Annotated in this window: 21 protein-coding genes and 6 pseudogenes; 11 read left to right on the top strand and 16 right to left on the bottom strand. The window is 64.3% G+C overall.

Annotated features, from left to right (window positions below; translation table 11 throughout):
- Nucleotides 1-34: 34 nt before the first annotated feature.
- The 9 genes from RB623_RS07705 to RB623_RS07665 all read right to left on the bottom strand — a co-directional run bounded on the left by RB623_RS07705 (nucleotide 35) and on the right by RB623_RS07665 (nucleotide 12435).
- A complete protein-coding gene (locus tag RB623_RS07705) occupies nucleotides 35-2233 on the bottom strand; it encodes a flotillin domain-containing protein (protein WP_308056184.1) in 2199 nt (732 codons plus the stop codon).
- Between the two features lie 379 nt (nucleotides 2234-2612).
- Nucleotides 2613-4832, bottom strand: a complete 2220-nt coding sequence (locus RB623_RS07700; protein WP_308056183.1) for an ABC transporter permease — start codon at nucleotides 4830-4832, stop codon at nucleotides 2613-2615.
- Nucleotides 4825-5610, bottom strand: a complete 786-nt coding sequence (locus RB623_RS07695) for an ABC transporter ATP-binding protein (protein ID WP_308056182.1) — start codon at nucleotides 5608-5610, stop codon at nucleotides 4825-4827. Before RB623_RS07695 ends, RB623_RS07700 begins: the two co-directional genes overlap by 8 nt.
- A 230-nt stretch (nucleotides 5611-5840) precedes the next feature.
- Nucleotides 5841-7088: an ABC transporter substrate-binding protein gene (locus RB623_RS07690; RefSeq protein ID WP_308056181.1), complete on the bottom strand. Its 1248-nt coding sequence runs from the start codon at nucleotides 7086-7088 to the stop codon at nucleotides 5841-5843.
- A 42-nt stretch (nucleotides 7089-7130) separates the two neighbouring features.
- Nucleotides 7131-8156: a branched-chain amino acid ABC transporter permease gene (locus RB623_RS07685; protein ID WP_308056180.1), complete on the bottom strand. Its 1026-nt coding sequence runs from the start codon at nucleotides 8154-8156 to the stop codon at nucleotides 7131-7133.
- The gene (locus RB623_RS07680) at nucleotides 8153-9199 is read right to left on the bottom strand and encodes a branched-chain amino acid ABC transporter permease (protein ID WP_308056179.1); all 1047 of its coding nucleotides are present in this window, start codon (nucleotides 9197-9199) and stop codon (nucleotides 8153-8155) included. Before RB623_RS07680 ends, RB623_RS07685 begins: the two co-directional genes overlap by 4 nt.
- Before the next feature lie 183 nt (nucleotides 9200-9382).
- On the bottom strand, nucleotides 9383-10723 hold the full coding sequence (locus RB623_RS07675; protein WP_308056178.1) for an amidohydrolase family protein: 1341 nt from the start codon (nucleotides 10721-10723) through the stop codon (nucleotides 9383-9385).
- Between the two features lie 45 nt (nucleotides 10724-10768).
- Nucleotides 10769-11548, bottom strand: a complete 780-nt coding sequence (locus tag RB623_RS07670) for an alpha/beta hydrolase (protein WP_308056177.1) — start codon at nucleotides 11546-11548, stop codon at nucleotides 10769-10771.
- Entirely contained in the window at nucleotides 11545-12435 is an 891-nt protein-coding gene (locus tag RB623_RS07665; protein ID WP_308056176.1) for a fumarylacetoacetate hydrolase family protein, read from the bottom strand. Before RB623_RS07665 ends, RB623_RS07670 begins: the two co-directional genes overlap by 4 nt.
- A gap of 191 nt (nucleotides 12436-12626) precedes the next feature.
- On the opposite strand from RB623_RS07665, the gene RB623_RS07660 reads away from it, so the two are divergent.
- Complete coding sequence (locus tag RB623_RS07660) at nucleotides 12627-13292, top strand: FCD domain-containing protein (protein WP_308056175.1); 666 nt, start codon at nucleotides 12627-12629, stop codon at nucleotides 13290-13292.
- Between the two features lie 114 nt (nucleotides 13293-13406).
- Here RB623_RS07660 and tnpA read toward each other — a convergent pair.
- Nucleotides 13407-13831, bottom strand: a pseudogene (gene tnpA / locus RB623_RS07655) (IS200/IS605 family transposase).
- A gap of 100 nt (nucleotides 13832-13931) precedes the next feature.
- Between tnpA and RB623_RS07650 the strand changes: the two are divergent.
- Nucleotides 13932-14650, top strand: a pseudogene (locus tag RB623_RS07650) (IS6 family transposase).
- A 154-nt stretch (nucleotides 14651-14804) separates the two neighbouring features.
- Here RB623_RS07650 and RB623_RS07645 read toward each other — a convergent pair.
- Nucleotides 14805-15296, bottom strand: a pseudogene (locus RB623_RS07645) (DUF4158 domain-containing protein); the annotation flags it as partial.
- Nucleotides 15297-15312: 16 nt separating this feature from the next.
- On the opposite strand from RB623_RS07645, the pseudogene RB623_RS07640 reads away from it, so the two are divergent.
- Nucleotides 15313-15946: pseudogene (locus RB623_RS07640) on the top strand (IS1595 family transposase); the annotation flags it as partial.
- Nucleotides 15947-15990: 44 nt separating this feature from the next.
- Here the strand turns inward: RB623_RS07640 and RB623_RS07635 are convergent.
- A pseudogene (locus tag RB623_RS07635) lies at nucleotides 15991-16179 on the bottom strand (transposase); the annotation flags it as partial.
- Here RB623_RS07635 and RB623_RS07630 point away from each other — a divergent pair.
- Nucleotides 16126-16380: a transposase gene (locus RB623_RS07630; RefSeq protein WP_308056174.1), complete on the top strand. Its 255-nt coding sequence runs from the start codon at nucleotides 16126-16128 to the stop codon at nucleotides 16378-16380. The pseudogene RB623_RS07635 and the gene RB623_RS07630 sit on opposite strands and share 54 nt — an antisense overlap.
- On the opposite strand, the gene RB623_RS07625 is transcribed toward RB623_RS07630, so the two are convergent.
- Together RB623_RS07625 and RB623_RS07620 are read right to left on the bottom strand one after the other, a co-directional pair.
- The gene (locus RB623_RS07625; protein ID WP_308056173.1) at nucleotides 16322-17653 is read right to left on the bottom strand and encodes an FAD-dependent oxidoreductase; all 1332 of its coding nucleotides are present in this window, start codon (nucleotides 17651-17653) and stop codon (nucleotides 16322-16324) included. The genes RB623_RS07630 and RB623_RS07625 overlap by 59 nt on opposite strands.
- Entirely contained in the window at nucleotides 17650-19050 is a 1401-nt protein-coding gene (locus tag RB623_RS07620; protein WP_308056172.1) for a PLP-dependent aminotransferase family protein, read from the bottom strand. The genes RB623_RS07625 and RB623_RS07620 overlap by 4 nt, the downstream gene beginning before the upstream one ends.
- Before the next feature lie 212 nt (nucleotides 19051-19262).
- Between RB623_RS07620 and RB623_RS07615 the strand changes: the two genes are divergently transcribed.
- The 6 genes from RB623_RS07615 to RB623_RS07590 all read left to right on the top strand — a co-directional run bounded on the left by RB623_RS07615 (nucleotide 19263) and on the right by RB623_RS07590 (nucleotide 24758).
- On the top strand, nucleotides 19263-20348 hold the full coding sequence (locus tag RB623_RS07615; protein WP_308056171.1) for an ABC transporter ATP-binding protein: 1086 nt from the start codon (nucleotides 19263-19265) through the stop codon (nucleotides 20346-20348).
- Between the two features lie 52 nt (nucleotides 20349-20400).
- Nucleotides 20401-21450 carry an ABC transporter substrate-binding protein gene (locus RB623_RS07610; RefSeq protein ID WP_374121648.1) on the top strand — a complete coding sequence of 350 codons (1050 nt, stop codon included), beginning with the start codon at nucleotides 20401-20403 and terminating at the stop codon, nucleotides 21448-21450.
- 71 nt (nucleotides 21451-21521) lie between these two features.
- Entirely contained in the window at nucleotides 21522-22778 is a 1257-nt protein-coding gene (locus RB623_RS07605) for an ABC transporter permease (protein WP_374121647.1), read from the top strand.
- Nucleotides 22778-23587, top strand: coding sequence for an ABC transporter permease (locus RB623_RS07600; RefSeq protein WP_308056170.1), 810 nt, complete (start codon nucleotides 22778-22780; stop codon nucleotides 23585-23587). Before RB623_RS07605 ends, RB623_RS07600 begins: the two co-directional genes overlap by 1 nt.
- 33 nt (nucleotides 23588-23620) lie before the next feature.
- Entirely contained in the window at nucleotides 23621-23977 is a 357-nt protein-coding gene (locus tag RB623_RS07595; protein ID WP_308056169.1) for a RidA family protein, read from the top strand.
- Between the two features lie 43 nt (nucleotides 23978-24020).
- Nucleotides 24021-24758, top strand: coding sequence for an aspartate/glutamate racemase family protein (locus tag RB623_RS07590; RefSeq protein ID WP_308056168.1), 738 nt, complete (start codon nucleotides 24021-24023; stop codon nucleotides 24756-24758).
- A gap of 503 nt (nucleotides 24759-25261) precedes the next feature.
- Here the strand turns inward: RB623_RS07590 and RB623_RS07585 are convergent.
- Nucleotides 25262-25725 (bottom strand): annotated as a pseudogene (locus RB623_RS07585) (transposase); the annotation flags it as partial.
- 118 nt (nucleotides 25726-25843) lie between these two features.
- Between RB623_RS07585 and RB623_RS07580 the strand changes: the two are divergent.
- A complete protein-coding gene (locus RB623_RS07580) occupies nucleotides 25844-26305 on the top strand; it encodes a paraquat-inducible protein A (RefSeq protein WP_308056167.1) in 462 nt (153 codons plus the stop codon).
- A 9-nt stretch (nucleotides 26306-26314) separates the two neighbouring features.
- Here the strand turns inward: RB623_RS07580 and RB623_RS07575 are convergent, their stop codons facing one another.
- Entirely contained in the window at nucleotides 26315-26704 is a 390-nt protein-coding gene (locus tag RB623_RS07575; RefSeq protein WP_308056166.1) for a helix-turn-helix domain-containing protein, read from the bottom strand.
- Between the last annotated feature and the right edge of the window lie 4 nt (nucleotides 26705-26708).

Below are 26708 nucleotides of genomic sequence, written 5' to 3'. Positions count from 1 at the left end.
CCACCCTCCCCTCAAGGGGGAGGGAAAGCGGCACTCAATGATCCCGGTCGTCATCGTCGTCCTTCGCCACCTTCGGCTTGCCGTTGCCCTTCTTGTCGCGCGTCAGGCTGGAAATGTCCTTGGCGTCGCGCAGCACGTCGGTCATGCGCCCCAGAGAGCCACCCTCGATGCCGATCTCCTTCATGAGGTTGTCGATCATCGGCGCCTGCACGCGGTAGCGAAGTGCCGAATCGATCACCTCGTCGGTGACGTTGCGGCCCGCTCCCCCGCCCGCGCCGCCGGTGACCCCGTCCACGTGCAGGATCTTGATGCCCTCGATCTTCTCCATCGGCTTGACGCTCTCGCGGATGATGCCTTCGAGCTTGTCGATGATCTTTCCGCGCGTGCGGCTGGCGCGCGCCGGCTCGGACAGCATGTTCTCCGCCTCGTTGAGCTGCCGGTGGCCGGCCGCGTCGACCTCGTAGCGCTGCGCAGCCGCAAGCGCGGCGATCTTCTCGGCCTCGGCGGTGGCTTGCGCCGCGATCTTCTGCGCCTCGGCAAGGCTTTTGGCCGCCCGCATCTCGGCCTCCGCGGCGGCGGTGATGCGCAGCGCCTCGCGCTCCGCCTCGCGGCTGGCGCCGATTAGGTCGGTGAGCTTGCGGCGCTCGGCGATCTCGCGCTCGCGTGCCGTCAGCGCCTGCTCCTCCGCCTGGATCGCCTTGGCGCGCACCGCCTCGGACGCGGCGATCGCCGACGAGCGCTCCTGCGTCTTCTTGGCGATGTCGATCGCCTTCTGGATCTCGGCGATCTCGACATTCTGGTCGCGGGCGATCGCAAGCTGCCTGAGTTCGCGCTGGCTGATCAGCTTCGCTTCCTCGATGCCGCGTTCGGTCTGGATGCGGGCGCGCTCCACCTCTTCCGCCGAGGCGATCTCGGCCTCCTCGAATGCCTGCCGCTTGGCGATCTGCAGCGCCTCCAGATGCCGCTCGCGCGCGATCCGCACCTCGTCCAGCGCCCGGTCCTGGGCGATGCGCTCGGCTTCGGTCGACTGGGCGGCGACGATCTCGGCGCGGCGCTTCTCGGCTTCCGCCTTCGTCACCTCCAGCGCCTTGGCGGCAAGCGCGATCTGCCGCTCCAGTTCGACGATCTCCAGTGCCTTCCTGCGCTCGATCTCCAGTGCACTCTGCGCCTGCTCGCGTTCGATGCGCGCCGTCTCCAGCGAAAGCTCCAGCGCGATCTGCTCGCGTTCGGTCAGCTCGCGGGTCTTCAGTTCGGCCTCGTCGAGCGACCTGCGCCGCGCGATCTCGCGCCGCTGCGTATCCTCCTCCGAGCGGATGCGCTCCTCGGTGATGGCGCGCTCCTGCGCCAGCCGCGATTTCTCGACCGCCTCGCGCGCCGCCAGTTGCGCCTGCTCGGCCTCCTGGTCGCGCACCGCCCGCTCGCGGGCAAGCTCCGAGCGTTGCGCGGCGCGGCGGATCTCGACCTCGCGCTCCTGCTCCAGCCGCGCATATTCGCTCTCGCGGTCGATCTCCAGCACCTTGCGCTGCGTGTCGAGGTTCTGGTTGCGGATGTCGACCAGCGTACGCTGCTCGATCTCGTTGCGCATCCGCCGCCTGGTCTCGATGGACTCCGTGAGTTGCGTCAGGCCCTCGGCGTCGAAGGCATTCGACGGATCGAAGAATTCCAGGCTGGTCTGGTCGAGGTCGACGATCGCCACGCTTTCCAGCTCGAGCCCGTTGGCGGTGAGCGATTCGGCGGCGAGAGCCCGCACCTTCTGCGCATAGTCGCCACGCTGCTCGTGCATCTCCTCAAGCGTCATCTGCGCCGCAACGGTACGCATCGCGCCGGCGAATTTACCCTCCAGCAGCTCGCGCAGCCCGTCCTCCTGCAAGGTGCGGCGCCCCAGCGTCTGCGCTGCCGCCGCCACAAGCTCGCGGCTGGCCCCGACCCGCACGAAGAACTCGGCGATGAGGTCGACGCGCATCCGGTTTTTGGTGATCAGCGCCGTGCCGTCCTCGCGCAGTACCTCGATGCGCAGCACGTTCATGTTGACCGGCGTGATCTCGTGCAGGACGGGGATGACGAAGGCGCCGCCATTGACCACCACCTTCTCGCCGAGGAAACCGGTGCGCACGAACGCCGTCTCCTTGGTCGAGCGCCGATAGAGCCACCGCAGGATGTAGACGGCGATCACCACGACGATGGCGAGAATGATCAGCCACAAGAGAAAAGTGCCGAACGTCTGCGCGGCCATTAGATTGTCCTCCGGGTTCCATGGCGGCCTGCCTCGCGGCGGCCAGCGGACATTTTAGTTTTATTGGAAACAGGTGTCTTGCTTGAAGCGCTGCCGCTGGCGTCGCACTCCGTCCAGCACCCCTCATCCGCCTTCGCTTCGCTCAGGCACCTTCTCCCACAAAGGGAGAAGGCGGAGCGCTGCACTTGCGCCTCTGCAAATCGCCAGCATGGGCGATTGGCGGTGAGGTCGGCGCGAAACTCCCCCTTCTCCCCTTGTGGGAGAAGGTGCCTGAGCGAAGCGAAGGCGGATGAGGGGTGCTGGACGGAGTGCGACGACGAAGGTCGAGGAATCACCTGTGATTGACGAGACGTGCTCCGAAGGACCGCATGCAATATCATTACGCCCTCCTCTGCATCTTCGGCGTGATGCTCTCGAACGCCGCCACCGTCGCATCCACGAAGGCCGCATCGTTGATATTGGCCTTCACCCGGAGCACCTGCCGCGTCGGCGACACGCGCACCGTCCGCTCGATCGCCGAAAACAGCGCCGCGTCCGCTTCCGGATCGTGGAACGGTTGTCCCGGCGCATCGAGCATCGACACCCCACCCTCCGGCAGCAGGAATCGCACCGGCCCGTTCATCCGGTTTAGTCTTTCCCCGATCCACTCGCCGAACTGGCGGTTCTCGTCGCGTGTCGTGCGCATCAGCGTCACGTTGGGATTGTGGATCACGAATTTCCGGCTGCGGAATTTTTCCGGCACGGTGTCGCGCGAACCGAAATTCACCATGTCCAGCGCGCCGACCGAGCCGACATAGGGCAGGCCGGTGCGGATCGCGGCACCCAGCCGGTCTTCGCTCGCCGGGAACACGCCGCCGACGATCATGTCGGCCACTTCCGTGGTCGTCAGGTCGATGAAACCCGAAAGCAGGCGGGAATCGCCAAGGTTCTCCATCGCCCGGCCGCCGATGCCGGTGGCGTGGAAGACGAGGCAGTCGTAATCCGCCTCCAGTCGCCGCGTCACCGCCTGCACCGCCGGCGTGGTCACGCCGAACATGGTGATACCGACCGCCGGCCGCGCCAGCTTGCGCCTGGCTTCCCATTGTTCGCCCGACGGCAGCTGCGCCACCATGCCGGCCATGGCGTGCGCGGCGTTGGACAGCACCGCCTCGGTGATCGAGTTCAGCCCCTGAACGTCGGCGACCGAGTGGAACATCATGATGTCGGCCCCGCCGACATACTTGCCGACATCGCCGGCCGCCACCGTCGAGACCATGATTTTCGGCACGCCGACCGGCAGCACGCGCATGCCCGCCGTCGCCAGCGTCGTGCCGCCGGAGCCGCCGGCCGAGATGATGCCGCCGATCTTCGGCTCCTGCGCGATCCAGCGGGCGAATGCCTCGGCCATCGCCGCGACCGAACCGCCACGGTCGCCCGACATCACCGCCGAAGACCCGCCCCGATGCATCGCAGCCACCTGGCCCGCCGGCACGTCGGCGCTCGCCGGTTTTCCCGAGGTCGAGAGATCGACGGTCCTGACCGGTATCTTCAGCGCCTTCAGCCGGTCGGCGATGAAGCGCAGCTCGCGGCCCTTGGTGTCGAACGTGCCGGCCACCAGAACGGTCCGGCCGATCCGCTCGGCAAAGGGAATGGCGAAGACTTTTGCAAGATCGTCGGTAGCTTGCGTCTTTTCCATCGCCGCCTGGCGCATCGCCGTCACCGGCACGTTCCAGCGGTTCGGCAGGTCCGTCACCGGCCGGTAGACACCACCAGCGCCCTGGGCCTGCGCCGCCACTTCGCCGCCGGTCCGCTCGATCCGGTAGACTTCGGCAAGTTGCGAGGCTGCCTGCGCAGCGGCAGCCGGCGTCACCGGCTCCTCTTCCGAATGCCGCCCGACACCCAAGAGCCGCTGCTGCAATTCGCGGTCGCCGGCCAGCGCCTTGGCGTCCATCACCCGGTTGACGCGGCCATTGACCATGATCGCTACGCGGTCGGAGACCGCTGTCGCCACGCCGATGTTCTGCTCGATGACGAGGATCGCCATCTCGCCTTCCCTGCCCAGCTCAACCAGCATTTTCTCGACCTGGTCGACGATGACCGGCGCAAGCCCCTCGGTCGGCTCGTCCATCACCAGCAGCTTCGGGTCCGACAGCAGCGCGCGCGAGATCGCCAGCATCTGCTGCTCGCCGCCCGAAAGCTGCGAGCCGCCATTGTTCTTGCGTTCCGCCAGCCGCGGAAAGGTCTGGTAGACGCGTTCGGCCGTCCACGCCGCGTCGCGCCGGTTGCCGGAGGCCAGCCGCAGATGTTCATCCACGGTCAGGCTCGGCCAGACGCGCCGCCCTTGCGGCACATAGCCGACGCCCAGCCGATGGATCTCATGTGGCTCGAGCGACGACACCTCGCGACCGTTGACCCGGATCGAGCCGGAACGCGCCCGCTTCAGCCCCGTGATCGTGTTGCACAGCGTGGTCTTGCCCATGCCGTTGCGGCCGACCACCGAGAGCACGCCGCTCTCCAGCGTCAGCGACACGCCCTGCAAGGCGTGGCTCTCGCCGTAATAGACCTGCAGATCGTCGATCTTCAGCGCCGCCTTGCCAGCGGGGGCGGAGCGCTCAGCCATGGTGGCGGCCTCCGAGATAGATCTCCTGCACCTGCGGATCGGCCTCGATCTCGCGCGGCGTGCCTTCCTTGAACAGGCGGCCATTGTGCATCATCGACACATATTCGGAGACGCGCAGCGCCACGTCGAGATCGTGCTCGATGATGATGTAGCCGATATGCTTCGGCAGCGCGTTGAGGATGGCGACGAGGTCGCGCCGCTCGGTCGGCGACAGGCCCGCTGCCGGCTCGTCGAAAAGGATGAAGCGCGGCGCGCCGGCCAGCGCCAGCGCGATCTCGAGCTGCCGCTGCTGCCCATGCGACAGCGTCGCCACCAGCGTATCCCTGTCGCCCTCCAGATGCACCGCGTTGAGGATTGATTCAGCCTGCGCCATGTTGACATCAGTGGAGGCCGGCCTGAGCAGCGAGAAGCGCCGGCGCGACACGCCCCGGCAGGCGAGGAAGATCGAATCCAGCACCGACAAGCCATTGAACAGCTGCGATATCTGGTAGGTGCGGCGCAGGCCCCGGCGGATGCGCTCGTGCGGCGGCAGGTCGGTGATATCCTCGCCGAAGAATTTTATGCGCCCCGCCGTCGGCAGAAAGTCGCCGGTGATGGCGTTGAACAGCGTCGTCTTGCCGGCGCCGTTGGAGCCCAGCACGGCGCGCCGCTCGCCGGCCGCGATGCGCATCGATATGCCGGTCAGCGCCACCAGCGCGCCGAAATGACGCGCGACGCCGTCGAGCTCCAGCGCGTGAGCGCCGGTCCCCTGTAGACGCGAGACGATGGATTCAGGCATGGGCGTCTTCCACCCATGGATCGTGGCGCCCTACGTTGCCCCCCTCTGTCCTGCCGGACATCTCCCCCACAAGGGGGGAGATTGGCTGTCGCGCCTGCTTTCGCCAATCACCAACGTTGCAGGAAAGGCGACGTGGGCGAAGCTGCCGATCTCCCCCCTTGTGGGGGAGATGTCCGGCAGGACAGAGGGGGGCAACGTAGAGCGCCACGATCATCTTCTAGATCACTCGGTCACTCGCAGCTCGGATTGTCGCGGCTCACCGCGCCCAGCGCCTTGAACTCGGCCTCGTCGATGCCGAGCGTCTGGTTCACCTGCGGCACGACCTTGATCAGCTTGTTGAGCAGGTTCCCGTCGGGCCCTTCCACGACCTCCGTCAGATAGATGTCGGCAACCGCGTTGCGGTTCTTGTCGAGCGACACCTTTCCGGTCGGCGTGTCGAAGGACAGTTTTGACAGCGCCGCGCGCAAATTCGCGCCGCCGTCGGAGACGTCGCCCTTGACCTCGTTGAGGCCAAGGATCGCCGCCTTCATGTTGATGTAATAGGCATGCGCGAACAGCGACGGCGACGGGAAGGCGTTGGGCTGCTTCTTGTAGGCCTCGGTGAACGCAAGCCAGGCCGGCGCGTCATTGGTGTCCGCCGTCGGGCCGGCCGCCGGCGTACCGATCAGCACGTCGCGGGTCTTGCCCTGCGAGGTCAGCACCGTCTGGTCGACCGTGATCGAGCCGCCGATCAGCGGCGCGGAACCGCCCGACTGCTGGTACTGCGACAGGAAGTTGACGGCATCGGCGCCGCCCAGTGCCACGTAGATGGCATCGACGTCGTCCGGCAGCGCCGCGATCACCGAGGAATAGTCCTTGTTGCCGATCGGCACCCAGGACTTTGACGGCACCTTGCCACCAGCCTTGCAGAATTCGGCCATGAAGCCGAACACCTGCGTGTAGGGGAAGGAATAGTCCTCCGCCACCACCGCCACGTTCTTGTAGCCCTTGTCGTTGAAGGCATAGGTGCCGAGCCCGGCCATCCACTGCGCACCGTCGGTACCGAAGCGGAAGAAGTTCTCTGCCGGGTCGCGGAAGGTGGTGTCCTGCGCCGCCGAGGCGCCGTTGAGGAAGGTCACGCCGGGCTGGGTCTTGGCATAGTCCTTGACCGCGATGCCCTCGTCGCCGGAGAGCGGCCCGACCAGCACCTTCACGCCGTCCTGCTCGACCAGTTTTCGCGCCGCGCGCACCGCGCTGTCGGGCGAAGCGTCGGACGAGCCCTTGACGATCTCGATCTTCTTGCCGCCGGCCGTGCCGCCAAGTTCCTCGATCGCCGTCAAGGCGCCGCGCTCGCCGTCCTCGCCGAGAACCGTGAACGGCCCCTCGAAAGTGGCCAGCAGGCCGATCTTGATCGTGTCGTCCTGGGCCAGCGCCAGCGACGGGGCGGTCAGCCCCGTGGCCAGCGCAAGGGCGAGAAGGCTACGTCTGTGAAGTCTCATCATTTTCCTCCCATGTTGAACCCGAAAACCCCTGTCCGGTGCCTATGGCCCCGGGCGCAGGGAATCCTGGGCGAGGTGCGGCTTCAGCCGCTCCCACAGCCCGAGAATGCCGTCCGGCGATACGAAGACGATCACAAGGAAAACCAGCCCGATCAGCGTATTGAAGCGCTCGGCGCCGACGATATCGATGGCGAAGGTCTGCATCAGCACCACCACGACAGCGCCGAGGAACGGGCCGATCGGATGCTTCAGTCCGCCGATCACCGCGATGACCAGCACGTTGATCGCCGCCGCCACATTTATGGTGCCCGACGAGACGCGGCCGTTGAACCAGATCAAGAGCACGCCGGCCAGCCCCGCGATCAGCCCCGACACGAACCACGCGAACACCTTGTGCGCGGTGACGTGGTAGCCGATGGCGCGCATGCGCCGCGGGTTGTCGCGGATCGCCTGCAACGTCAGCCCGAAGGTCGAGCGCGAACAATAGAGCACGGCGGCGTAGGCGAGCGCGGCGCAGCCAAGGCAGAGATAGTAGAACGGCACCGGGTCGCGCCAGTAGACGCCCCAGAATTCCGGCGCGCGCAGCCCGTTGAAGCCCGGAAAACCGTTGAAGATCATATAGTTCTGCTGCGCGAAATAGAATGCCGCCGTGGCGATCGCCAGCGTGATCATGATCGTGTAGATGCCCTCGGTGCGCACCGCGATCCAGCCGATCAGCGCCGAGGCGGTTGCCGCGAGCAGCATGGCGAAGGGCGCCACGATCCACCATGGCCAGCCGAAACCGTGCACGTTGGAATTGTTGAGCCCGAAGATCGCCACCGCGTAGCCGGCGATGCCGGCAATCGTGATCTGCGCCAGGCTGACCATGCCGCCATAACCGGCCAAAATCATCAGCGACAGGCCGATCATGCCGAAGATCAGCGAATAGCCGCCGATCTGCGTCAGAAAGAAGTCCGTGGCGACCGCCGGATAGAAGATCAGCGCCGCCGCGAGCAGGATATGCCCTGCCCCGACCTTGCCGAGGAAGGCCGGACGCGCCGTGGCTGGGGTCGTGGCGACGAGGCTCATCGCGCCTTCCCCATGATGCCCTGCGGCCGTATCGCCAGCGTCACCACCATGATGACGAAGGTCAGCACCACGCCATAGGTCGGGAAATAGACGAGGCCGATCTGCTCGGCGAGCCCGATCAGCAGCGCGCCGATCGCCGCCCCGGTGATCGAGCCCATGCCGCCGACGATGACGACAACCAGCGAGGCCAGGAGGTAGCGCACGTCCTCGCCCGGCGCCACCGACAGCGCCGAGCCGCCGACCACGCCGGCGAAACCAGCCAGCCCGGCGCCGACCGCGAAGACGATGGCGAACACCGCATGCACGTTGACGCCCGAGGCCGACAGCATGGCGCGGTCGTCGACCCCGGCGCGGATCATCATGCCGACGCGGGTGCGGTTGAGCATCAGCCACAGGCCCACGCCGATGACGACCGCCGCAAACAACACCACCAGCCGGTAGAACGGATAGGTGAGGAACACCGACGCGCCGTTCGAGCGGACGGCGGTGATGATCGGCAGCGTCACCGCCCCGTCCAGCCATTCCGGCGTGGCGAGCTGGTAGGTCTGCCCGCCCCATACGGCGAGCATCAGGTCGGCGGCGACGATGGAGATGCCGATGGTCACCAGCGTCTGCCGCAGGTCGTCGCCCTCCAGCCTGCGGAACACCAGCACCTGCATCAGCACGCCGACGATAGCCAGCACGACGAAGCCGGCGGCCACGCCGATCAGCCAGTAGCCGGTACGCGCGCCGACCTCGTAGCCGATATAGGCGCCGAGCAGGTAGAGCGAGCCGTGCGCCAGGTTGACGTTGCGCATCAGGCCGAAGACGAGCGTGAAGCCGCTCGCCACCAGGAAATACAGCCCCGCAAGCGTCAGTCCGTTCATGACGGCACTGACGAAGGCTTTTTTCGAAGTCAGTACCGCGTTCAGCCAGGCCGGCCAGACGGCGAAGATCAGCCAGGCGACGATGGCCGCAAGCAGCAGCCAGAACAGCCCCCACGCCTGTCTTCGCGTAAAACCACCGCCTTCCACCGACGCACGCTGTTGGTCGAGCAGGCTCATCTATCGCCTCCGAATGAAGGCACTCTACGTCGCCCCCCTCTGTCCTGCCGGACATCTCCCCCACAAGGGGGGAGATTGACGGTGGCAAGGCTGGCGACTAGCCAATCTCCCCCCTTGTGGGGGAGATGTCCGGCAGGACAGAGGGGGGCGACGTAGAGCGGAACCATCGAAATAATCGTGGCCCTACGCCGTCAGCCTGCGCCGCGCCTCGTTCATCTTCGGCGCCCGGTGGAATTTTCCGTCCTTCATGATCGCCAGGATGCGGTTCTTGTCCTGAAGGATGCGCACGTCGGCGATCGGATCGCCGTCGACCAGCAGCAGGTCGGCTAGATAGCCTTCCTTGATCATGCCGAGCTCGTCGCTCATGCCCATGATCTGCCCGCCATATTTGGTCGCCGCCAGGATCGCCTCCATCGGCGAGAAGCCGAGCATGGTGACGAAGGTCTCGATGTCCTTGGCGTTGGTGCCTTGCGGCGTCCAGGCGAAACCGTAGTCGCCGCCGATGCAGATCCTTATGCCGCGCCGGTGCATCTTCTTCATCGTCTCGACGCACATCTCCAGCTCGCGCTCGTATTCGAGCGTCACCGGCGAGCCGGGCTTTATGCCCCACGGCTCGGCGTAGCGCGCCGTGTTGATCAGCCAGGCGATGCCGGGTGCGACGAAATGCTTGTCCTTGGCCGCCTCCAGCATGTCGAGCGCCTCCTCATCGGCGAAGGAGGCGTGGTAGATGTTCTGGATGCCGTGGCGGATGCACTGCTTGACCGAGCCGGACGAGCGGGCATGCGCGGACAGCACCTTGTTGCGGCAGCGCGCCTCGGAAGCGGCCATCGCCACCTCCTCCTCCGACATCGGCGTTTCTTCCGCGCCCATGCCGGTCAGCGCCTCGCCCGACAGGTTGAGCTTGATGGAATCGACGCCGTATTTGATGAGCTGGCGCACCGTGCGCCTGATCTCCTCCGGACCCGACACAACGAGGCCGAGGTTCAGCCCCTCATGCGGGATATGCGATGGCGCCGCGTCGCCAAGGCCACCCACCGTGGTGATCTCCGGCCCGGCGGCGAGATAGCGCGGCCCGGGGAAACGGCCCTGGTTGATGAATTTCTTGGCCACCACGTCGAGCCTGGGCTTTGCCGCCGCCGCGCCGCGCCCCGCGGTGAAGCCGGCGTCGAGCACCAGCTTGGCCATCTCCATGGTGACCAGCATGTGCTCTTCCAGTTCCATCATCTGGATCGGGTCGATGCCGGGCGCATTGTTCCACGACAGGTGCAGATGCGCGTCGATCATGCCCGGCATCAGCGTGGCTCCCATGCCGTCGATCGTCGTGGTGCCACCGGCCCCGCTATAGTTGCTCGAGGACGAGCCGAAGCGCGACGAACCGCGCGTGATCTGCTTGATGCGGTTGCCCTGCACCAGCACCTCGCCTGTGTAGGGATACTCGCCCGTCGAATCGAGCACACGCACATTGGTGAAAAGGATGTTGCCGGTGCCGTTTCCGGTCCAGCCATTGTTCCAGTCGTCTGCCATCTCTACCTCCCAATGGCCGGCGCGGGCGAGCGCGCCAAAACTCCCTCACCTGTGCAGGCGCGTCAGAAAATCGGCGAGCCGCCGGCTGCTTTCCCCCGGAGCCTCGACCGTAGCCCAGTGGCCGCAGCGGTCGAGCGACGAGAATACGGCTCCCTTGATCCTGTCGGCAAGCGCCTGCGCGACGCTCGGTGGGTTCACGGTGTCGGCATCGCCGGTGATCAGCAGCGCCGGCGCCTTGATCCGCTTCGCATCGACCGCTTGCGCCTTTGCCAGCGCCTCGCAGGTGCGGGCGTAGGATTCAAAATCCTGCCGCGTGATCGACTCCCGCACGAAGGCGGCTGCCGCAGGAAAATGCTCGCGCGTATGCGCCGAGATGGCGTTGGCGACGATCTGGTCGGCAATGTCCGACATGCCGCCGGAGCGCGCCAGTTTCGCCCGCGCCTGCAACCCGTTGCGGGTGGCCTCCGCCGGCTCGGCCAGCGCGCCGAACAGAACCAGCGAAGCTACCTGCTCCGGCCTTTCGGTCGCGATCTGCTGTGCAACGATCGTACCCATCGAATGGCCGACCACATGCGCTTTCTGCACGCCGGTCGCCTCCATCACCTTGAGCACGGCCTGCGCCATGCCCTCGATCGACAGCGCACCGACCGGGCGTGGCGAACGGCCCGATCCCGGCAGGTCGACGCGCACCACGCGAAAGCCGCTGAGCGCCTGCATCTGCGGGAAGAACATGTTCGACGTGCCGCCCAGGCCGTGGATCATCACGACCGGGAACCCCTCGCCGGAAACTTCGACGACGGCCGACCCGACGCTCACCGTCGTCATTGCAGCCGCTCCGCGATCGGGTTCTCCAGTGCGCCGATGCCGTCGATCTCGACCCGCACGAAGTCGCCGGCCTTCAAATATTTCGGTGGATCAAAACCGATGCCGACGCCAGCCGGCGTACCGGTGGCAATGATGTCGCCGGGCCGCAACGTAATGCCCTCCGACAACGTGGCGATGATCGTCGGGATGTCGAAGATCAGCAGCGGGATCTTCGAATCCTGCCTGAGTTCGCCATTGACGAAGCAGCGAATGCCGGTTTTCTCCAGGTCGATCTCGTCCCTGGTCACCGCCCACGGCCCCATCGGGCAGAACGTGTCCTGCGACTTGCCGATCAGCCACTGGCTGTATTTGCCTTGCAGGTCGCGCGCCGTGACGTCGTTGACGATGGTGTAGCCCCAGACATGGTCGAAGGCATTTTCCTTCGAGATGCCCCGCCCCGCCTTGCCTATGATCACCGCGAGTTCGGCCTCATAGTCGATCGCGGTCGAGACCTTGCTGTCGATCATCACGCTGGCGCGGTTGGCGATGACCGATTCCGGCACCTTTGAAAAAATGATAGGGTTTTTCGGGATCGCACCGGCCGCGGCGCTGGAATCGAAGCCGCTTTTGGCGAATTCATGCGCGTGTTCGTAATAATTCTTGCCGACGCAAAAGATGTTGCGGCGCGGCTGCGGGATAGGCGCCTCCAACTCCACCTGAGCCAGCGGGATCGGCGACAGCGTACGCGGCGCGCCGGCGCCGTTACGGTCGATGAGAGCCAGGATGCCGCTTTCCGCCCGCTCGACGGTTAGGTCGAAAGGCGCGATCGTCTCACTGTCCGCATCGACAATGCCGACCCGGCGCTCGCCGCCGATCGAGAATGTCGCCACCCTCATGCTTCTCTCCATGAACCTTTTCTGAGCCAATTCAAGCCCATTTCGTTCACGCTAACGCCGATTGGTTCCTGTAGCAAGGGCGATTTGTTCCCTTTCAGTCTCATTTTCGTAGCCAGGCAGATCGAGGCAGCCGATTGCGTATGGACGAGGCACGAAATCGTCGATAGATTGGTTCACTATCGGTTCATAACAGGAATCGCTTCATGCCGAAGCTGGTCGCCGGAGATATCGCCACCGCGCTGAGGAAACGTATCTCCTCGGGCGAATGGGAGGACCGCATCCCGCCGGAGCGCGACCTCGCCGGCGAATTCGGCGTGGCGCGCAACACGGTGCGGCGCGCCGTCGGGCTGCTGGAGGAGGACGGCACGTTGGTCCGCCAGGTCGGGCGCGGCACCTTTGTCGCGGCGGCCGACCCCAACTCGATGCCCGCCGTCTTCGCGCGTATGGAAGGCACCAGCCCTGCCGACATGATGGAGATCCGCCTGCTGCTGGAGCCTGCCGCGGCCGGCTTCGCCGCCACCAACGCCAGCGCCGGCGAACTCAACGCCGTGCGCGACGCCTACCAGACGGCCTGCGAGGCGACCGACATGCCGGAGTTCGAGCATTGGGACGCCGAATTCCACCACCGCATCTTCGCCTGCTCGCGCAACGAGTTTTTGAAGGAATTACACAATCTCATGCGCATATTGCGCAACCAGTCGCCCTGGTTCGAGATGAAGAAGCGCTCGTTCTCCGAAGAACGCCGTCAGACCTATTGCGTCGAACACGAGGCGATCCTCGACCGCCTGCTGCGCCGCGACCCCGAGGGCGCTCGCGCTGCCATGCTCGCGCACCTGCAGACCGTGGCGAGGAATCTGCTTGGTAGATAGCGGCCTCTACCCCAGCGCTCCTCATAAGAAGCCAATAACCTCCAGCAGAGCTGGAGGTTTGGTGGGGAACCGCCGGAGGCGGTTAGAAGTGACGATATGACAAGGGATGGGATTTTAGGAAGCTGAAAGCTTGATCTCCAACTGGTCCAACTGCCGATCGGCCAGTTCCTGGTTCTTGATGTAGGCGCGGATCAGCTCTTCGTCCCGGCCGATGGTGGTCGCAAAGTAGCCTCGCGCCCAGAATTTGTGTCCCAAGAAATTGCGCATCCTGCGTTCCACATTCAGCGCAATCCAGATCGAGCTCTTGCCCTTCATATATCCGATGACTTGCGCCACCGCGTATTTCGGCGGGATCGAAATCAGCATGTGCACATGATCGGGCATCAGATGCCCTTCCTCGATCCGACATTCCTTACGGCGTGCCAGATCGTGAAACACCTGTTCCCAAACAGCACCTTCTTGTGGTGCTTTCGCGTGAACACGACATGGTACTTGCAATCCCACGTCGCGTGATTCAGCTGATTGTACTCTTGTTCCATAATTGTCTCCCTGAGGTTCTTGGCGGCTTCCCCAGGGAGACAAGTGGACCCGGCACCGTAAAGTTAACTGAAGGCTGACGCGAATCTGCGATTTGGCAGCATGTCGAAGATCGCTCGTGACCCGCTGTACCGCCGCCACCGCTTTCCCGCCGAGGTCATTGCGCAAGCGGTCTGGCTCTACTTCCATTTCCCGCTCAGCTTGCGCATGGTCGAGGACATGCTGGCAGCCCGCGGCATCATCGTCACCCACCAGACCATTCGGCACTGGGCGGAAAAGTTCGGACGGCATTATGCAAATGAGATGCAGCGCCGATCCGCCGGCCGCCTCGGTGACAAATGGTATCTCGACGAGGTCGTCGTCAGCATCGCGGGCGCGAAATGCTGGCTCTGGCGGGCTGTCGACCAGGAGGGCTTCGTCATCGACGTGCTGGTGCAAAGCCGCAGGAATGCAAAGGCTGCCAGGCGTCTGATGCGCAAGCTGTGCTCAAGACGCAGGGCCGAACGCCCCGCGTCATGATCACCGACAAGCTTCGATCATACGATGCGGCAAAGCGTCAGGTCATGCCGAACGTCGAGCACCGATCACATAAAGGCTTGAACAATCGGGCAGAAAATTCGCACCAACCGATCCGACGACGGGAGAGGATCATGAAACGCTTCAAATCAACGCGACAACTTCAGCGTTTCGTTTCCATCCACGATCCGATCGCCAATCTCTTTCACCTTCCCCGCCACACCCTCTCATCCTCCGATCATCGTGAGCTTCGAAGTGCAGCCATGGCAACGTGGCACGAAATCACGCACAGCGCTGCCGCTTGAAATCAGCACAGTTGAGGTCAGAACAAGAGCAGTGCGAAATCGTGCGCTAAGGTCGAACAAAGTGAGAACTCATGCGGCTCGCCGTAGTTCAGCCGGGAGCCTCAGCGACCGGAATCGCTCCAGCAGATGCTGCTCGCTATCCCAGGTGTAGATGCCTGTCAGATTGATGTGCTCCCGGCAGAAGAGATTCACGTTCACGCAATGTGGTAACAATGGAACTGGCTATCGCAGCACCGTCGTCGGACATTGCCGCCACCTGAATTGCAGCCAATAGCGCGGCTCGACGATCTTGAGCCGTCGCGCTTCTCGTATCCAGATACGCCATGAGGCACGCCGTGTGATCACGACGGGTTTCTTCACGGCGTGCATAGAGCACAAATGCTTCTGGATCAGCGCCGATTTGGTCAGCAACATATCGAAGCATGGCGCGGGGCGGGACCTCTTCCGCTCCCGGCACTCGGCGAGGGTATCGCATCAGACATAGCTGAACGGCGAAACCAAGCCGATTATGCTCACTCCTCCGCAATTCAATCTCCAGACGATCTTCCGGTGACAACGAATAGTGCCGGATCAGGCTATCCTCGTCGGCTGGTATATCGAAAAGCCTCCGTCGATCATGAGCTTTGAGAAGCTTCCGTTTTGCCATTGCCCGACTCCCACGACTCGGTGGCCGCCCAAAGAAGCATCCAGACGATCCGCCGCCCGGACGAGGCCGAAAAGGTCAGTCGAATACGCAGAAAACGCCTGTCATGGCGATGGTGCAGCGGCCGAACGACGACACGCCCGGCACTCCGGCCGGCGACGCGCGTGCCGCGGTGGTGGCCGGCCTTTCGATGCGCGATGCCGAGCGCGTCATCGAAACGCAGATCACGCCCGATGCCCGCTTGATGAGCGACGAGGCGAAGGCGTTCATGGCCATTGGTGAGAGTTTCGCCGAGCATGAGACCGTAAAGCACTCCAGCGGCGAATATGTTCGCGACACTGTCCACGTCAATTCGGTCGAAGGGTTCAACTCGCGTGTTCGCCGCACAATTGCCGGCGTCTTTCACCACATCAGCCCGCAGCATGCGGATCTGTATTTTCACGAGATCGGCTTTCGCTGGTCGCACCGCGTCGTCGCAGGCAATGCCGTTCGCAAAACCCGGCGCGGGCCGCGAAACCATCCGGACGCTTTGGTCGCGCGTGCCGCCGGCCCTGCAACTCCTGAGCGTCTTTCGCGCCGCTGTTGGACGTCAGATGCGCCGCAGCCAGGATGGCGGCATCGTCATCAAATCAGCCGTAGCGGTCTTTGGTTGATAAAGACCGCATGTCTGGGAAAGCAAATCTTGTTCCGACCCCTACTGGGCGCGAAGCTGCGGATCGGTGGCGACGGCTGGGGCGACCGCCTCGACGAAGGCCCAACGCAGCCACTTATTGCCCTGCTTGATGATCTTGCCGTGATATGTCTTGCTGCCGGACGAATAGGTCGAGGGGACATGCGCGTCATCCACGTTGTCCTCGACCAGGCGCCGGTGCATCGCGGCCAGGCCGTTCGCGATTGGCTGGCCAGGCCCGGCCGCCGAATAGAGCTGCATTTCCTGCCCGCCTACGCCCCCAACCTCAACGCCATCGAGCGATTGTGGAAGCTCATGCACGAGCACGTCACCCACAATCGCGTAGCGAAGGATTCGCTTAGGCGATTTTCCGCCGGCCGCCCCATCGATGGAAGCGGTCTATTCGGAGTTGCGTGATATCGACATGCGGCGGCCGGCCCGAAACCAGTTCGGCTACCAGCCGCCCGGTGACGCCCGCCAGCGTCAGGCCCAGATGCCCATGGCCGAACGCATAGGTCACGTTGGACGTTGCAGGGGAGTCGCCGATGACCGGCAACGAGTCGGGCATGGACGGGCGGAACCCCATCCAGGTCTTTCCGGCCGTTCCCGCCGCAGGGAGCAGACGCCCGACTTCGGAGCGGATCACGTCGCTCCGGACCTTGTTGGGCGCAGCCGACAGCCCGCCGAATTCCACCGTACCGGCAGCGCGCAGACCGTCCGCCATCGGCGTCATGTAGAAGCCGTGCCGGACAAAGCAGACTGGCCTCTGCACGAGTTCCGCGGCATGGGGGAACATCACGTGATAGCCCCGTTCGGTGTCGAGCAGAACACGGTCGCCTAGCTGGCTTGCGAGACTGCCCGAGAAGGCGCCGGCTGCGACGACGATATGCTCGGTAGAGTGCCTGACGCCATCGACCGAGAACTCCAGCCGCGTTCGCGTCGACCCCAGACCGGTGGCGCAGCCCTTGACGAACTTCCCGCCTTTCGCCTGGAACGCGCGAGCAAAGGCCTCACCCATCTGCCGCGGGCTGTGGATCGTGTAGGCATCGTCGTACAGGACGCCGGCATGATAGAGCGGGGCCACGTTAGGCTCGAGATCGCGGACCTCAGCGGCGTCAAGCCTGGTCAGTCTGACGCCGTGCCGCTCGCGCAGCCGGTTGCCATATTCGCCGGCCGCGTATTCGGCCTCGGTCTTGTAGAGGTAGAGGCACCCCTTGCGGCGTAGGAGGTGCTTTGCAGATGCAAGCTCGAACAGGGGCTGCCAGCCGGCATCGGCATGATTGAGGAGCGCGGCCAGCGTCCCGGCGATCCGATTGACCTCGGCCTCGCGCCCGGCCCGCAGGAAAGCACGGAGCCACGGAGCGAGACGGGGCAGGTAGCGCCAATTGATCGCCAGCGGGCCGGTCACGTCCAGGAGCATGCCGGGAACTTGCCAGGCAAGTCCCGGAATAGAGACGGGAACGACGCCGTGGGGCGCAAAGGTGCAGGCGTTGCCGTAGCTGGCGGCATGCCGCCAAGGTTCCTCCCCCAGAGGTGGGGAAGGATCGACGACGACGACTTCGTGCCCGAATTCCTGGAGCCAGAGCGCCGAGGCAAGCCCGACAAGGCCGGCGCCGACGACGGTAACGTGCTTGCGAGGCGCGCCGCCTGCGGCGGACGCCGATATGCTGACTGGTGCTGCTTGCGTCATGCGAGCCCCGACAAAGCCCTGGGACGATCGCCCAATGTCGTGGCGACGATCCTCAGCGCCGTCGCGAGTTCGTCGCGGGAACCGGCGCCGCCGACGTTGATCCGGACGGCGTGTTCGACGGGCTGCCTGTCACAGGCAAACGCGCTGGACGGCAGGACCGCTACCCCGTGCGCCCTGACGTTCGCCGTAAAATCTTCCGCAAGCCAGGGCGCCGGCAGCCGCAGCCAGATGAACATGCAACTTGGATCGGATCGGAAATCGCAACCTGCCAGCATCGTCGCGACCAACGCGTGCCGAGCCTTGAGCTCGGCGAGCTGCGCCTTCAGGATGGTGATGGCCGTGCCATCCTCCAGCCATCTGCTCGCGACGAGAAGAGGCAGGGGGGAAGGCATCCAGGCCGTGGTCCTGATCGCCTCGGCCATCATCAGGGCCTTGCCCGGAGGGGCAACAAGCCAGCCGACGCGCAGCCCCGGAGCGATCGCCTTCGACAGGGCCGCAATGTAGCAGGTGCGCGCGGGAGCCATCGTGTAGATCGCGGGCGAACGGCTTCCCAGCATCGGACCATAGACGTCGTCCTCGATGATCAGGAAATCATGCCGCTCGGCGATTTCGACGATCTCCTTGCGACGATGCTCGCTCATCGTCACGACCATCGGGTTCTGCATCGACGGCACCACGAAGACGGCCTTTATCTGCGTCTGCCGGCCGGCTTCCTCCAGCTCTCGGGCCGACATGCCTTCCTCGTCGCTGCCGACGCCGATGATCCTGAAACGGTACATCTGGGCCAACGCCTTGAGGCCGTAATAGGTCAGTCGATCCGATACGATCGTGTCGCCAGGGTTGATGAGCCCGCTGACGACGGCCAGCAGCGCGTGCTGCGCGCCGCTGGTCACGACGATATCGTCGATCGACGGCTCGAAACCGTTCAGCGCGATCCAGCGCCTGCCTGCCTCCCGCGCCCACAATGGGCCTTCCGGGGGCTGGTAATCCTGCATGCCCCCAAAACGAGGGTCCTTGGCAACCAGAGGCAGGCTGGCGGCCAACCTGTTCTGGAATTCATCGGTCGCCGGGCGGTTGACCGTGAGATCGATCATCCCGCCGGAGCCCTCGCCCCTTTCGACGCGGGGCATGAGCCCCTGGCCGGTGACGATCGTGCCCCGTCGCGTACTGCCTATGACCAGGTTCTGTTTCTGAAGTTCCCTGTAGGCGCGCGTTACAGTCGACACATTGAGACTGCGTTCGCTGGCCAGGTCGCGCTGCGCCGGAAGCTGGCTCCCCGGGGGCAGCATTCCGGATCGGATGCGGGCCTCGAACTCGCTGGCAAGCTCGACATAGGCGGGGCGGCGCGCGCCATGCTGCGCGCTATTTGTCCGGATCTTTTCGGAGGGATCGATCATACAAAGTTCCCGATGCCGCTCAAAGAAGCAACGCGATACATATCAAAACCCAATAAGAACGCTACCCTTTTGCCCGATGCAACAGGGAATAGAGCCGAACGCAACTTATTTCCGACAATCGATATTGTCCCGCTTGACAAAACAAATGCAGGCCACACAAACTAGCTTACGCAACGAGAAACGTCGATAAGGCGTCCCTGGGAGAACTGAAATTGAACGAGCGCTTCATTTCGTTTGAAGCCGTCCGCAAGTCCTACGACGGCGCGAATTATGTCGTCCGCGGTCTCGATCTCGACGTGGCGGAAGGCGAGTTCCTGACCCTGCTCGGCCCGTCCGGCTCGGGCAAGACGACTACCCTGATGATGCTCGCCGGTTTCGAGGAGCCGACACACGGGAGCATTTCCCTTGGGGGCGCGCGGATCGACAGCGTGCCTGCCTATGACCGCAACATCGGCATGGTGTTCCAGAACTACGCCCTGTTTCCCCACATGACGGTCGGCGAGAACGTCGCCTTTCCGTTGAAGATGCGCGGAGTTTCCAAATCGCAGATCTCCGAGCGCGTAAGTAGCGCCCTCGACATGGTGCGCATGGCCGGGTTCGAGAGCCGTAGGCCCAGCCAGCTTTCGGGCGGCCAGCAGCAGCGCATCGCCCTGGCGCGCGCCCTCGTCTTCGAACCCCGGCTCGTCCTGATGGATGAGCCGCTCGGCGCCCTGGACAAGCAGTTACGCGAGCACATGCAGATCGAGATCAAGCATCTCCACGAGCGGCTCGGCATCAATGTCGTCTATGTCACGCACGACCAGAGCGAAGCCTTGACCATGTCGGACAGGGTCGGAGTGTTCAGCGACGGCGTCCTCCAGCAGATCGCCACGCCGCACGAACTCTACGAGAAGCCGGCCAATATCTTCGTCGCCGGCTTTGTCGGCGAGAACAACGTTGTGCCCGGCGAAGTCGTCGACATCGACGCCGGCCTCTGCCGTGTCCGTACGCCGGACGGTTCGGTGATTTCCGCGGTAGCGGGAGAACACGTCCGCAAGCCGGCGCGGGTCGTCGTTGTCGTGCGGCCGGAGCGCATAGTCCTGGCCCGCGAGGGCGACGAGGCTGCCAACAGATTCGCCGGCAAGCTGGAAGAGGTGATCTACCACGGCGACCATGTGCGGCTGCGCCTGAACCTGCTCGGAAGCGAGGGCCTTCAGGTCAAGCTGGCCGCATCGGCGATCACGGCTCCGTTCTCGCTAGGGGCGACCATCCATGTCGGATGGCGACCGCAGGATTGCCGGGCGCTCATCCAGAGCTAGCGCCGAACGGTGACCAACCAGAGTTAGTAACTTAACCAGAAGGGTGAACTAAATGAGAAGTCTGAAATTGATGCTTGGCGGCGCGGCGATTGCAGTCGTCGCCTCGGCTCCGGTCCTGGCACAGGACGCACTGACGGTCACGTCCTATGGCGGCTCCTACACGAAGAGCCAGGAGCAGGCCTTCTACGAGCCGTTCGCCAAGGAGACCGGGGTCAAGGTCCTGCAGGACGAGTGGGACGGCTCGACCGCCAAGCTCAAGGGCATGGTCGAGACCGGACAGGTCACCTGGGACATCGTCGACGTCGAGCCCGGCCACGCCCTGCAGGGATGCGAAGAAGGCTGGCTCGAGGAGATCGACTACTCGAAGATCGGCGGACGCGAGGGCTTTGTCGACGGCGCCGCAATGGATTGCGCGGTCGCCACCATCGTGTTCAGCACGATCTACGCCTATGACGCGTCGAAGTTCCCCAACGGGGGACCGCAGACCATGGCGGACCTGTTCGACACGGAGAAGTTCCCCGGACCGCGCTCGCTCCGCAAGGCGCCCAAGACGACTCTCGAGTTCGCCCTGATCGCCGACGGCGTTCCGACTGCCGATGTCTACAAGGTGCTGGGCACGCCGGAGGGCGTCGACCGGGCGTTCGCCAAGCTAGACACCATCAAGAAGGACGTCAAAGTGTGGTGGAGCGCCGGCGCGCAGCCGCCGCAGCTTCTGGCCGACGGCGAGGTCGTCATGGCGACCGCATGGAACGGGCGTATCTTCGACGCGGTCAAGAACGACGGCAAGAACTTCAAGATCGTTTGGGACGGACAGGGCCAGGACTTCAACCTGTGGGCCGAGCCGAAAGGCCTGAAGAACAAGGAACTGGCCGACCGCTTCATCGAATACACGATGAGGCCCGATGTGATGTCGCAGCAGTCGAAGTACATCTCCTACGGACCGACCAAGAAGACGGCGATCGAGAAGGTGCCGGCGGATATTCTCGCCGACCTGCCGACGGCGCCCGAGAACACCAAGAACTCGTTCGTCGTCGATGCCGAGTTCTGGGCGGATCATGACGAGGAGTTGACCGAGCGCTTCAACAAGTGGCTCGCACAGTAATCCGGAATGAGCGGGCGACCGGTAGCCGGCCGCCCGTTCGACCATGCCGCACTTCGTTCTGACGGGAGCCGATGAAATACGCTGTGACTTTCGCCGAGAAGCACGGCGGCGAGGAGCAGTCGACGCTGGCCAGGCAAATGGCGCGGACGAAACGCCGCGCGAAGTTGCAGGCGCTGGCGTTGATAGCTCCTCTCATGCTGTTCCTCGTCGTGGTGCTCGTGCTGCCGATCGGCACGCTGCTGGCGCGAGGCTTCGACAACGGGGATGCCGCCGCCCTCCTGCCGCGAACGGCCGAAGCGCTGTCTGCCTGGAACGGGCAGGATGCGCCGCACGAAGAGCTGTTCGCGGCCCTTGCAGGCGACCTCAAGGAAGCAGCGCGGGAAGACGTGGCGGTGCTGGCCAAGCAGCTCAACTATCATGACGCCGGCATGCGCTCGATGTTCCTGAAACTGGCGCGCAAGGTCAGGACCGCCGAGGCGCCCTACGCTCCGTCGTTCATCGAGGTGAACGAGGACTGGAGTTCCCCGCGCTACTGGCGCGCGCTGCAGCAGGTCATGCCGAGCGTGACGGATTTCTACATCCTGTCCGCGCTCGATCTCATGCGCGACGAGAACGGCGACATCGCCAGTGTTCCGCCCTCGACGGCCGTCAACCTCGAGGTCCTGGCCCGCACCTTCACGGTCAGCGCCTCCGTCACCGTGATGTGCCTGCTGCTTGGCTATCCCCTTGCGGCGCTCATCGCCCGGTCCCGGGGAACTGCCGCCAACGTCCTGATTGTTCTCGTCCTGCTGCCGTTCTGGACGTCGCTTCTGGTCAGGACGAGCGCTTGGGTTGTGCTCCTGCAGAGCAGGGGCGTGGTGAACAACGTGCTCGCGTGGCTGGGCATGATCGACCCCGAGGCGCCGCTGGATCTCATCTACAACCGGGTCGGCGTGGTCATCGCCATGACCCACATCCTGCTGCCGTTCATGATCCTGCCGATCTACAGCGTGATGAAGGGCATTCCTCCAGTCTACATGCGGGCGGCCGCTTCCCTGGGCGCCCGGCCGCTCTCCTCGTTCTTCCGCGTCTACCTGCCGATGACGATGCCGGGGGTGAGCGCCGGCTGCCTGCTCGTCTTCATCCTGGCGCTTGGCTACTACATCACGCCCGCGCTGGTCGGCGGGCCGCGCGACCAGATGATCAGCTATTTCATCGCCTACTATGCCAATCAGGTCACGAACTGGGGCATGGCGGCGGCGCTGAGCATCATCCTGCTGGTGGCGGTGCTCGTCCTCTATGTGATCTACAACCGGCTCGTCGGGATCCAGAGGCTGAGAATAGGCTGATGTCCAGGGCTCAGGTTTTCTCGGCTGCACTCTGGCTGGTCGGCGGATTGGTCATCTTCTTCCTGATGGCGCCGATCCTGGCGATCATGCCGCTGTCGTTCAATTCCGAACCGTTCTTCACCTACCCGATGCCCGGGGTGTCGCTGAAATGGTACCGCGAATTCTTCGAGTCGACCGTCTGGCTCCTGTCGCTCAAGAACAGCATGATCGTCGCTGTGGCGGCGACCATCCTGTCGACCGCGCTCGGCACGGTTGCCGCGATCGGGCTGACGCGGCCGGAATGTCCGGCCCGGGCGGTCCTGACGGCGATCCTGATCTCGCCGATGATCGTGCCGGTCGTCGTCTCGGCCGTGGGCATCTACTACGCCTTCGCCGCGGCGGGCCTCCTGAACAGCCTGACCGGGCTCATCCTCGCGCACACCGCGCTCGGCGCGCCATTCGTTGTCATCACCGTGACCGCCACCCTGCAGGGCTTCGACCAGAACCTGATGCGCGCGGCGGCCGGACTGGGCGCAAGGCCGATCGCGGCAACGCGCCTGGTGATGCTTCCGTTGATCGCGCCGGGTGTCCTGTCGGGGGCGTTGTTCGCCTTCGTAACGTCCTTCGACGAGGTCGTGATCGCGCTCTTCATAGCGGGATCCGAACAGCGGACACTGCCAAGGCAGATGTGGAGCGGCGTGCGCGAGCAGCTCTCGCCGACGATTGCCGCCGTCGCCACGATGCTCATCGTCCTTTCGACGATCTTCCTGCTCGTCATGCAATGGTTGCAGCGCAGGGCGGAGCGTCAAAGGCTGACCCCCAACAACTGATTGTCCAGAGACCGAACGTTCCGAGAGAGTGACATGCAGATAAGGCGCTACGAAACGAACTCCCGAATGAGCCAGGCCGTCGTCTATGGCGGCTTTGCCTTCCTTGCTGGTCAGGTCGCGGTCGACGCGCCAAACGCCTCCATCGCAGAGCAGACGCGCAACGTGCTGGAGCGGATCGACGGCCTTCTGACAAAAGTCGGAACCACAAGAAGCCGCATCCTGAGCGCCACGATCTGGCTTACGGACATCTCGACCTTCGACGAAATAAACGCCGTCTGGGACGCATGGGTCCCGGCCGCTTCGGCGCCCGCGAGAGCGACCGTCGAAGCCAGGCTGGCTGCACCGAAATACGGCGTCGAGATCGGCATCATCGCGGCGGTCGGTGACTGATCGGCTGACCGGCGGCAGAGAGATTGTGAAGGGAATTGATCGAATGGCTGTCTACAAGGTCCGCTCGAAGGCCGAGTCCTACGGGCACGATGTCGGGATATTGCTGATCGACTGCCGTACGCCGTTCATCCCGGGCGATGTCGGCAACGCCAGTTCCTACGGTTATCCCGTGCTCTACCGCACCGTGCCCGACGTGACCCTGGAGCGACTGATCGAGAAGGGCGACCTGTCGCTGACCGAAAAGGTCATCGAGGAGGCCCGGATGCTGGAGGCCTTCGGCGTGACCGCGATCACCAGCGATTGCGGTTACATGATGCATTTCCAGGAGCAGGTCGCGGCGGCCGTCAAGATACCGGTCATGCTGTCGTCGCTGCTCCAATTGCCGTTCATCGCGTCCCTGCTTGGCCCCGAGCAAGCAGTCGGAATTGTCTGTGCGAACCGCAAGCGCCTGACCAGCGAATTGTTGGCCAAGGCCTATCCGGCGGCGCGCATTCCGGTTCACGTCGCGGGACTAGAGACATGTCCAAACTTCCGCGGGCCGATCCTCGATGAAACGGATACGCTGAACAGCGACCTGATCGAGGCGGAGGTGGTGGCAACAGCGGAGGCGCTGTGCGGCGATCACCCGGAGATCGGCGCGATCCTGCTCGAATGCTCCAACCTCCCGCCCTACGCTCATGCGGTTCAGGCCAGGACGGGGCGGCCGGTGTTCGATTTCCTGACCATGATCGATTTCGTCCGCAGTGCCGGGCGCCGGAAACCTTTCAGCGGCAACTATTGACAGCAGCTTCATTGAATGAGGTCGGACGAGGCAACCGCCCGTTCATGCCGCCTTCTACCTCACCGCGCGCCCATCCCATGCAGGGGATTCAAGCCGGAAACCGAGGCTCGCGAGCGGCAAGCTTTGGGCGACGACACCGCGAGTCAAACGACGTGTCCGCCGCTGGTGGCTGTTTACGATGGTTCCGCATCGTCGCCCCCTCCTCGACCGTGCGTGGACTGCCGGCATGCGGTTGTCGATCTCTTCGTCGGTCATATCCTCCAGAAGCTCGAGGGTGGTGCCCTGTCCGACGGTGTAAACAAGGATGGTCCGCTTGCCATGATGCTCCGGCGGCCAGGCATCGGGGTGCCTCACACCCAACGAATGGTTGAGATGATCACCTCGGTTGAGTGATGCCGACGGCGGCGGAGGTCCAGCGGGTTGCAACGCTCGAGCCTGGTGTAGCGGCGATAGCGTCGCCTTAACATGGCGTGTGGGCGCAGAGGCTCGATCCGAGCTTTCCTTCATGCTGCAACCGACGCAGCAATCTCGCGCCACGTTGCCTTGGGGCGGTACGAAATTCACGACGGTCTGCTGCGGTCATATTGTTGCGAGGAGTGTGGAACAGGTTGGCGATTGGGCCATGGATAGATACGAAGCGTTGGCATTGCCGGGCCGACTTGAACCGCTTCATGTTCCGCTCTGGTCGGCGAACGGCAAGATGAGAGTTCTCCGCTCTGTTGTTCAACCCCTTGTGTGATCGATGCTCGACGCCAAGCATGAGTTCGTTCTTCGCGGCGGCGTATGAGCCGAGTTTGTCGGTCACCATGACGCGTGGCGCGGCGCCCTGACTCTTTAGCAGTTTGCGCAAGAGCCGCAGCGCGGCCTGCTTGCTTCTCCGACTTTGCACGATCGCGTCAAGCACATAGCCCTGGGCGTCGACCGCACGCCACAACCAGTGCTTCTTTCCGGCGATGGTGATGACGAGGCGAGTGGCGCGGGGGAGTTGCACCCCCGCGCTCTCTCAGAACCGGACGTGATACTCTCCGCCACCCAGCCCCGCGCCGCCGCTTCCCCGGCGCTGCCGCTTCGGCTAGAGCCGAGCCATGGCGCGAAAATTCCCTCTCCTCCTGCCGCTGATCCTGTTTGCCGCGACGTTCTGCTTCGCGCTCGGCGTGGTCTTGCCGCTGATCCAGGTGGACCGCTTGTACTTCTTCACCGACCAGCCGTCGCTGATCGGCGTCGTCACCGGTCTGTGGAATCAGGGAGACGTGCTGCTCGCGGCCGTCATCGGCCTGTTCTCGGTTGTCTTTCCGGCGCTGAAGCTGGCGCTGCTGCATTGCGCCGCTTATGCGGAACACCATTCACCGCGCATCCCGGCCTGGTTCCGGGCGCTGGCCAACTGGTCGATGCTCGACGTTGTGCTGGTGGCGCTGGTCGTCTTCGCGGCCAAGACCAGCGGGCTCGCCACCGCCTTCACCAAACCCGGCCTGTGGTTCTTCGCCGCCTCCGCCCTGCTCACCGCCTCCGCTTCGGCGCTCGCCAAGCGCGAGGCTACGGAACACTGAGAGAGCCGCCTACGCGTCCTCCAAAGCGCCCTCGCGAGCCCGCGCCTCGCGGATTTCGGGAGCATAGCGCTCCGCCCATGTCCGGATCTGGTTGAGCAGTGCCGCCAGGTTCTGCCCCAGTTCGGTCAGCTCATATTCGACATGCGGCGGGATCACCGGAAAAACCTCGCGCCGCACCAGCCCGTCGCGCTCCAGCACGCGCAGCGTCTGCGTCAGCATTTTTGGAGTGATGCCCTCCACCTTGCGGGCAATCTCGCCATAGCGCCGGCGGCCGGGCCGAAGAGCTCCGACCACCAGATAGACCCACTTGCTGGCCAGCATCTCCAGCACCGTGTGGGACATGCAGTCGCGCCTGTAGGCGTCGTAGCCGAACGGCCTGTCGGGATGCTTACTATCCATGAGG

Source organism: Mesorhizobium sp. LHD-90 (assembly GCF_030929505.1).
In the GTDB taxonomy this organism is placed as follows: domain Bacteria; phylum Pseudomonadota; class Alphaproteobacteria; order Rhizobiales; family Rhizobiaceae; genus Kumtagia.
Note: the sequence above shows the minus strand (reverse complement) of the source record. Positions and strands in the feature narration are given on the sequence as shown.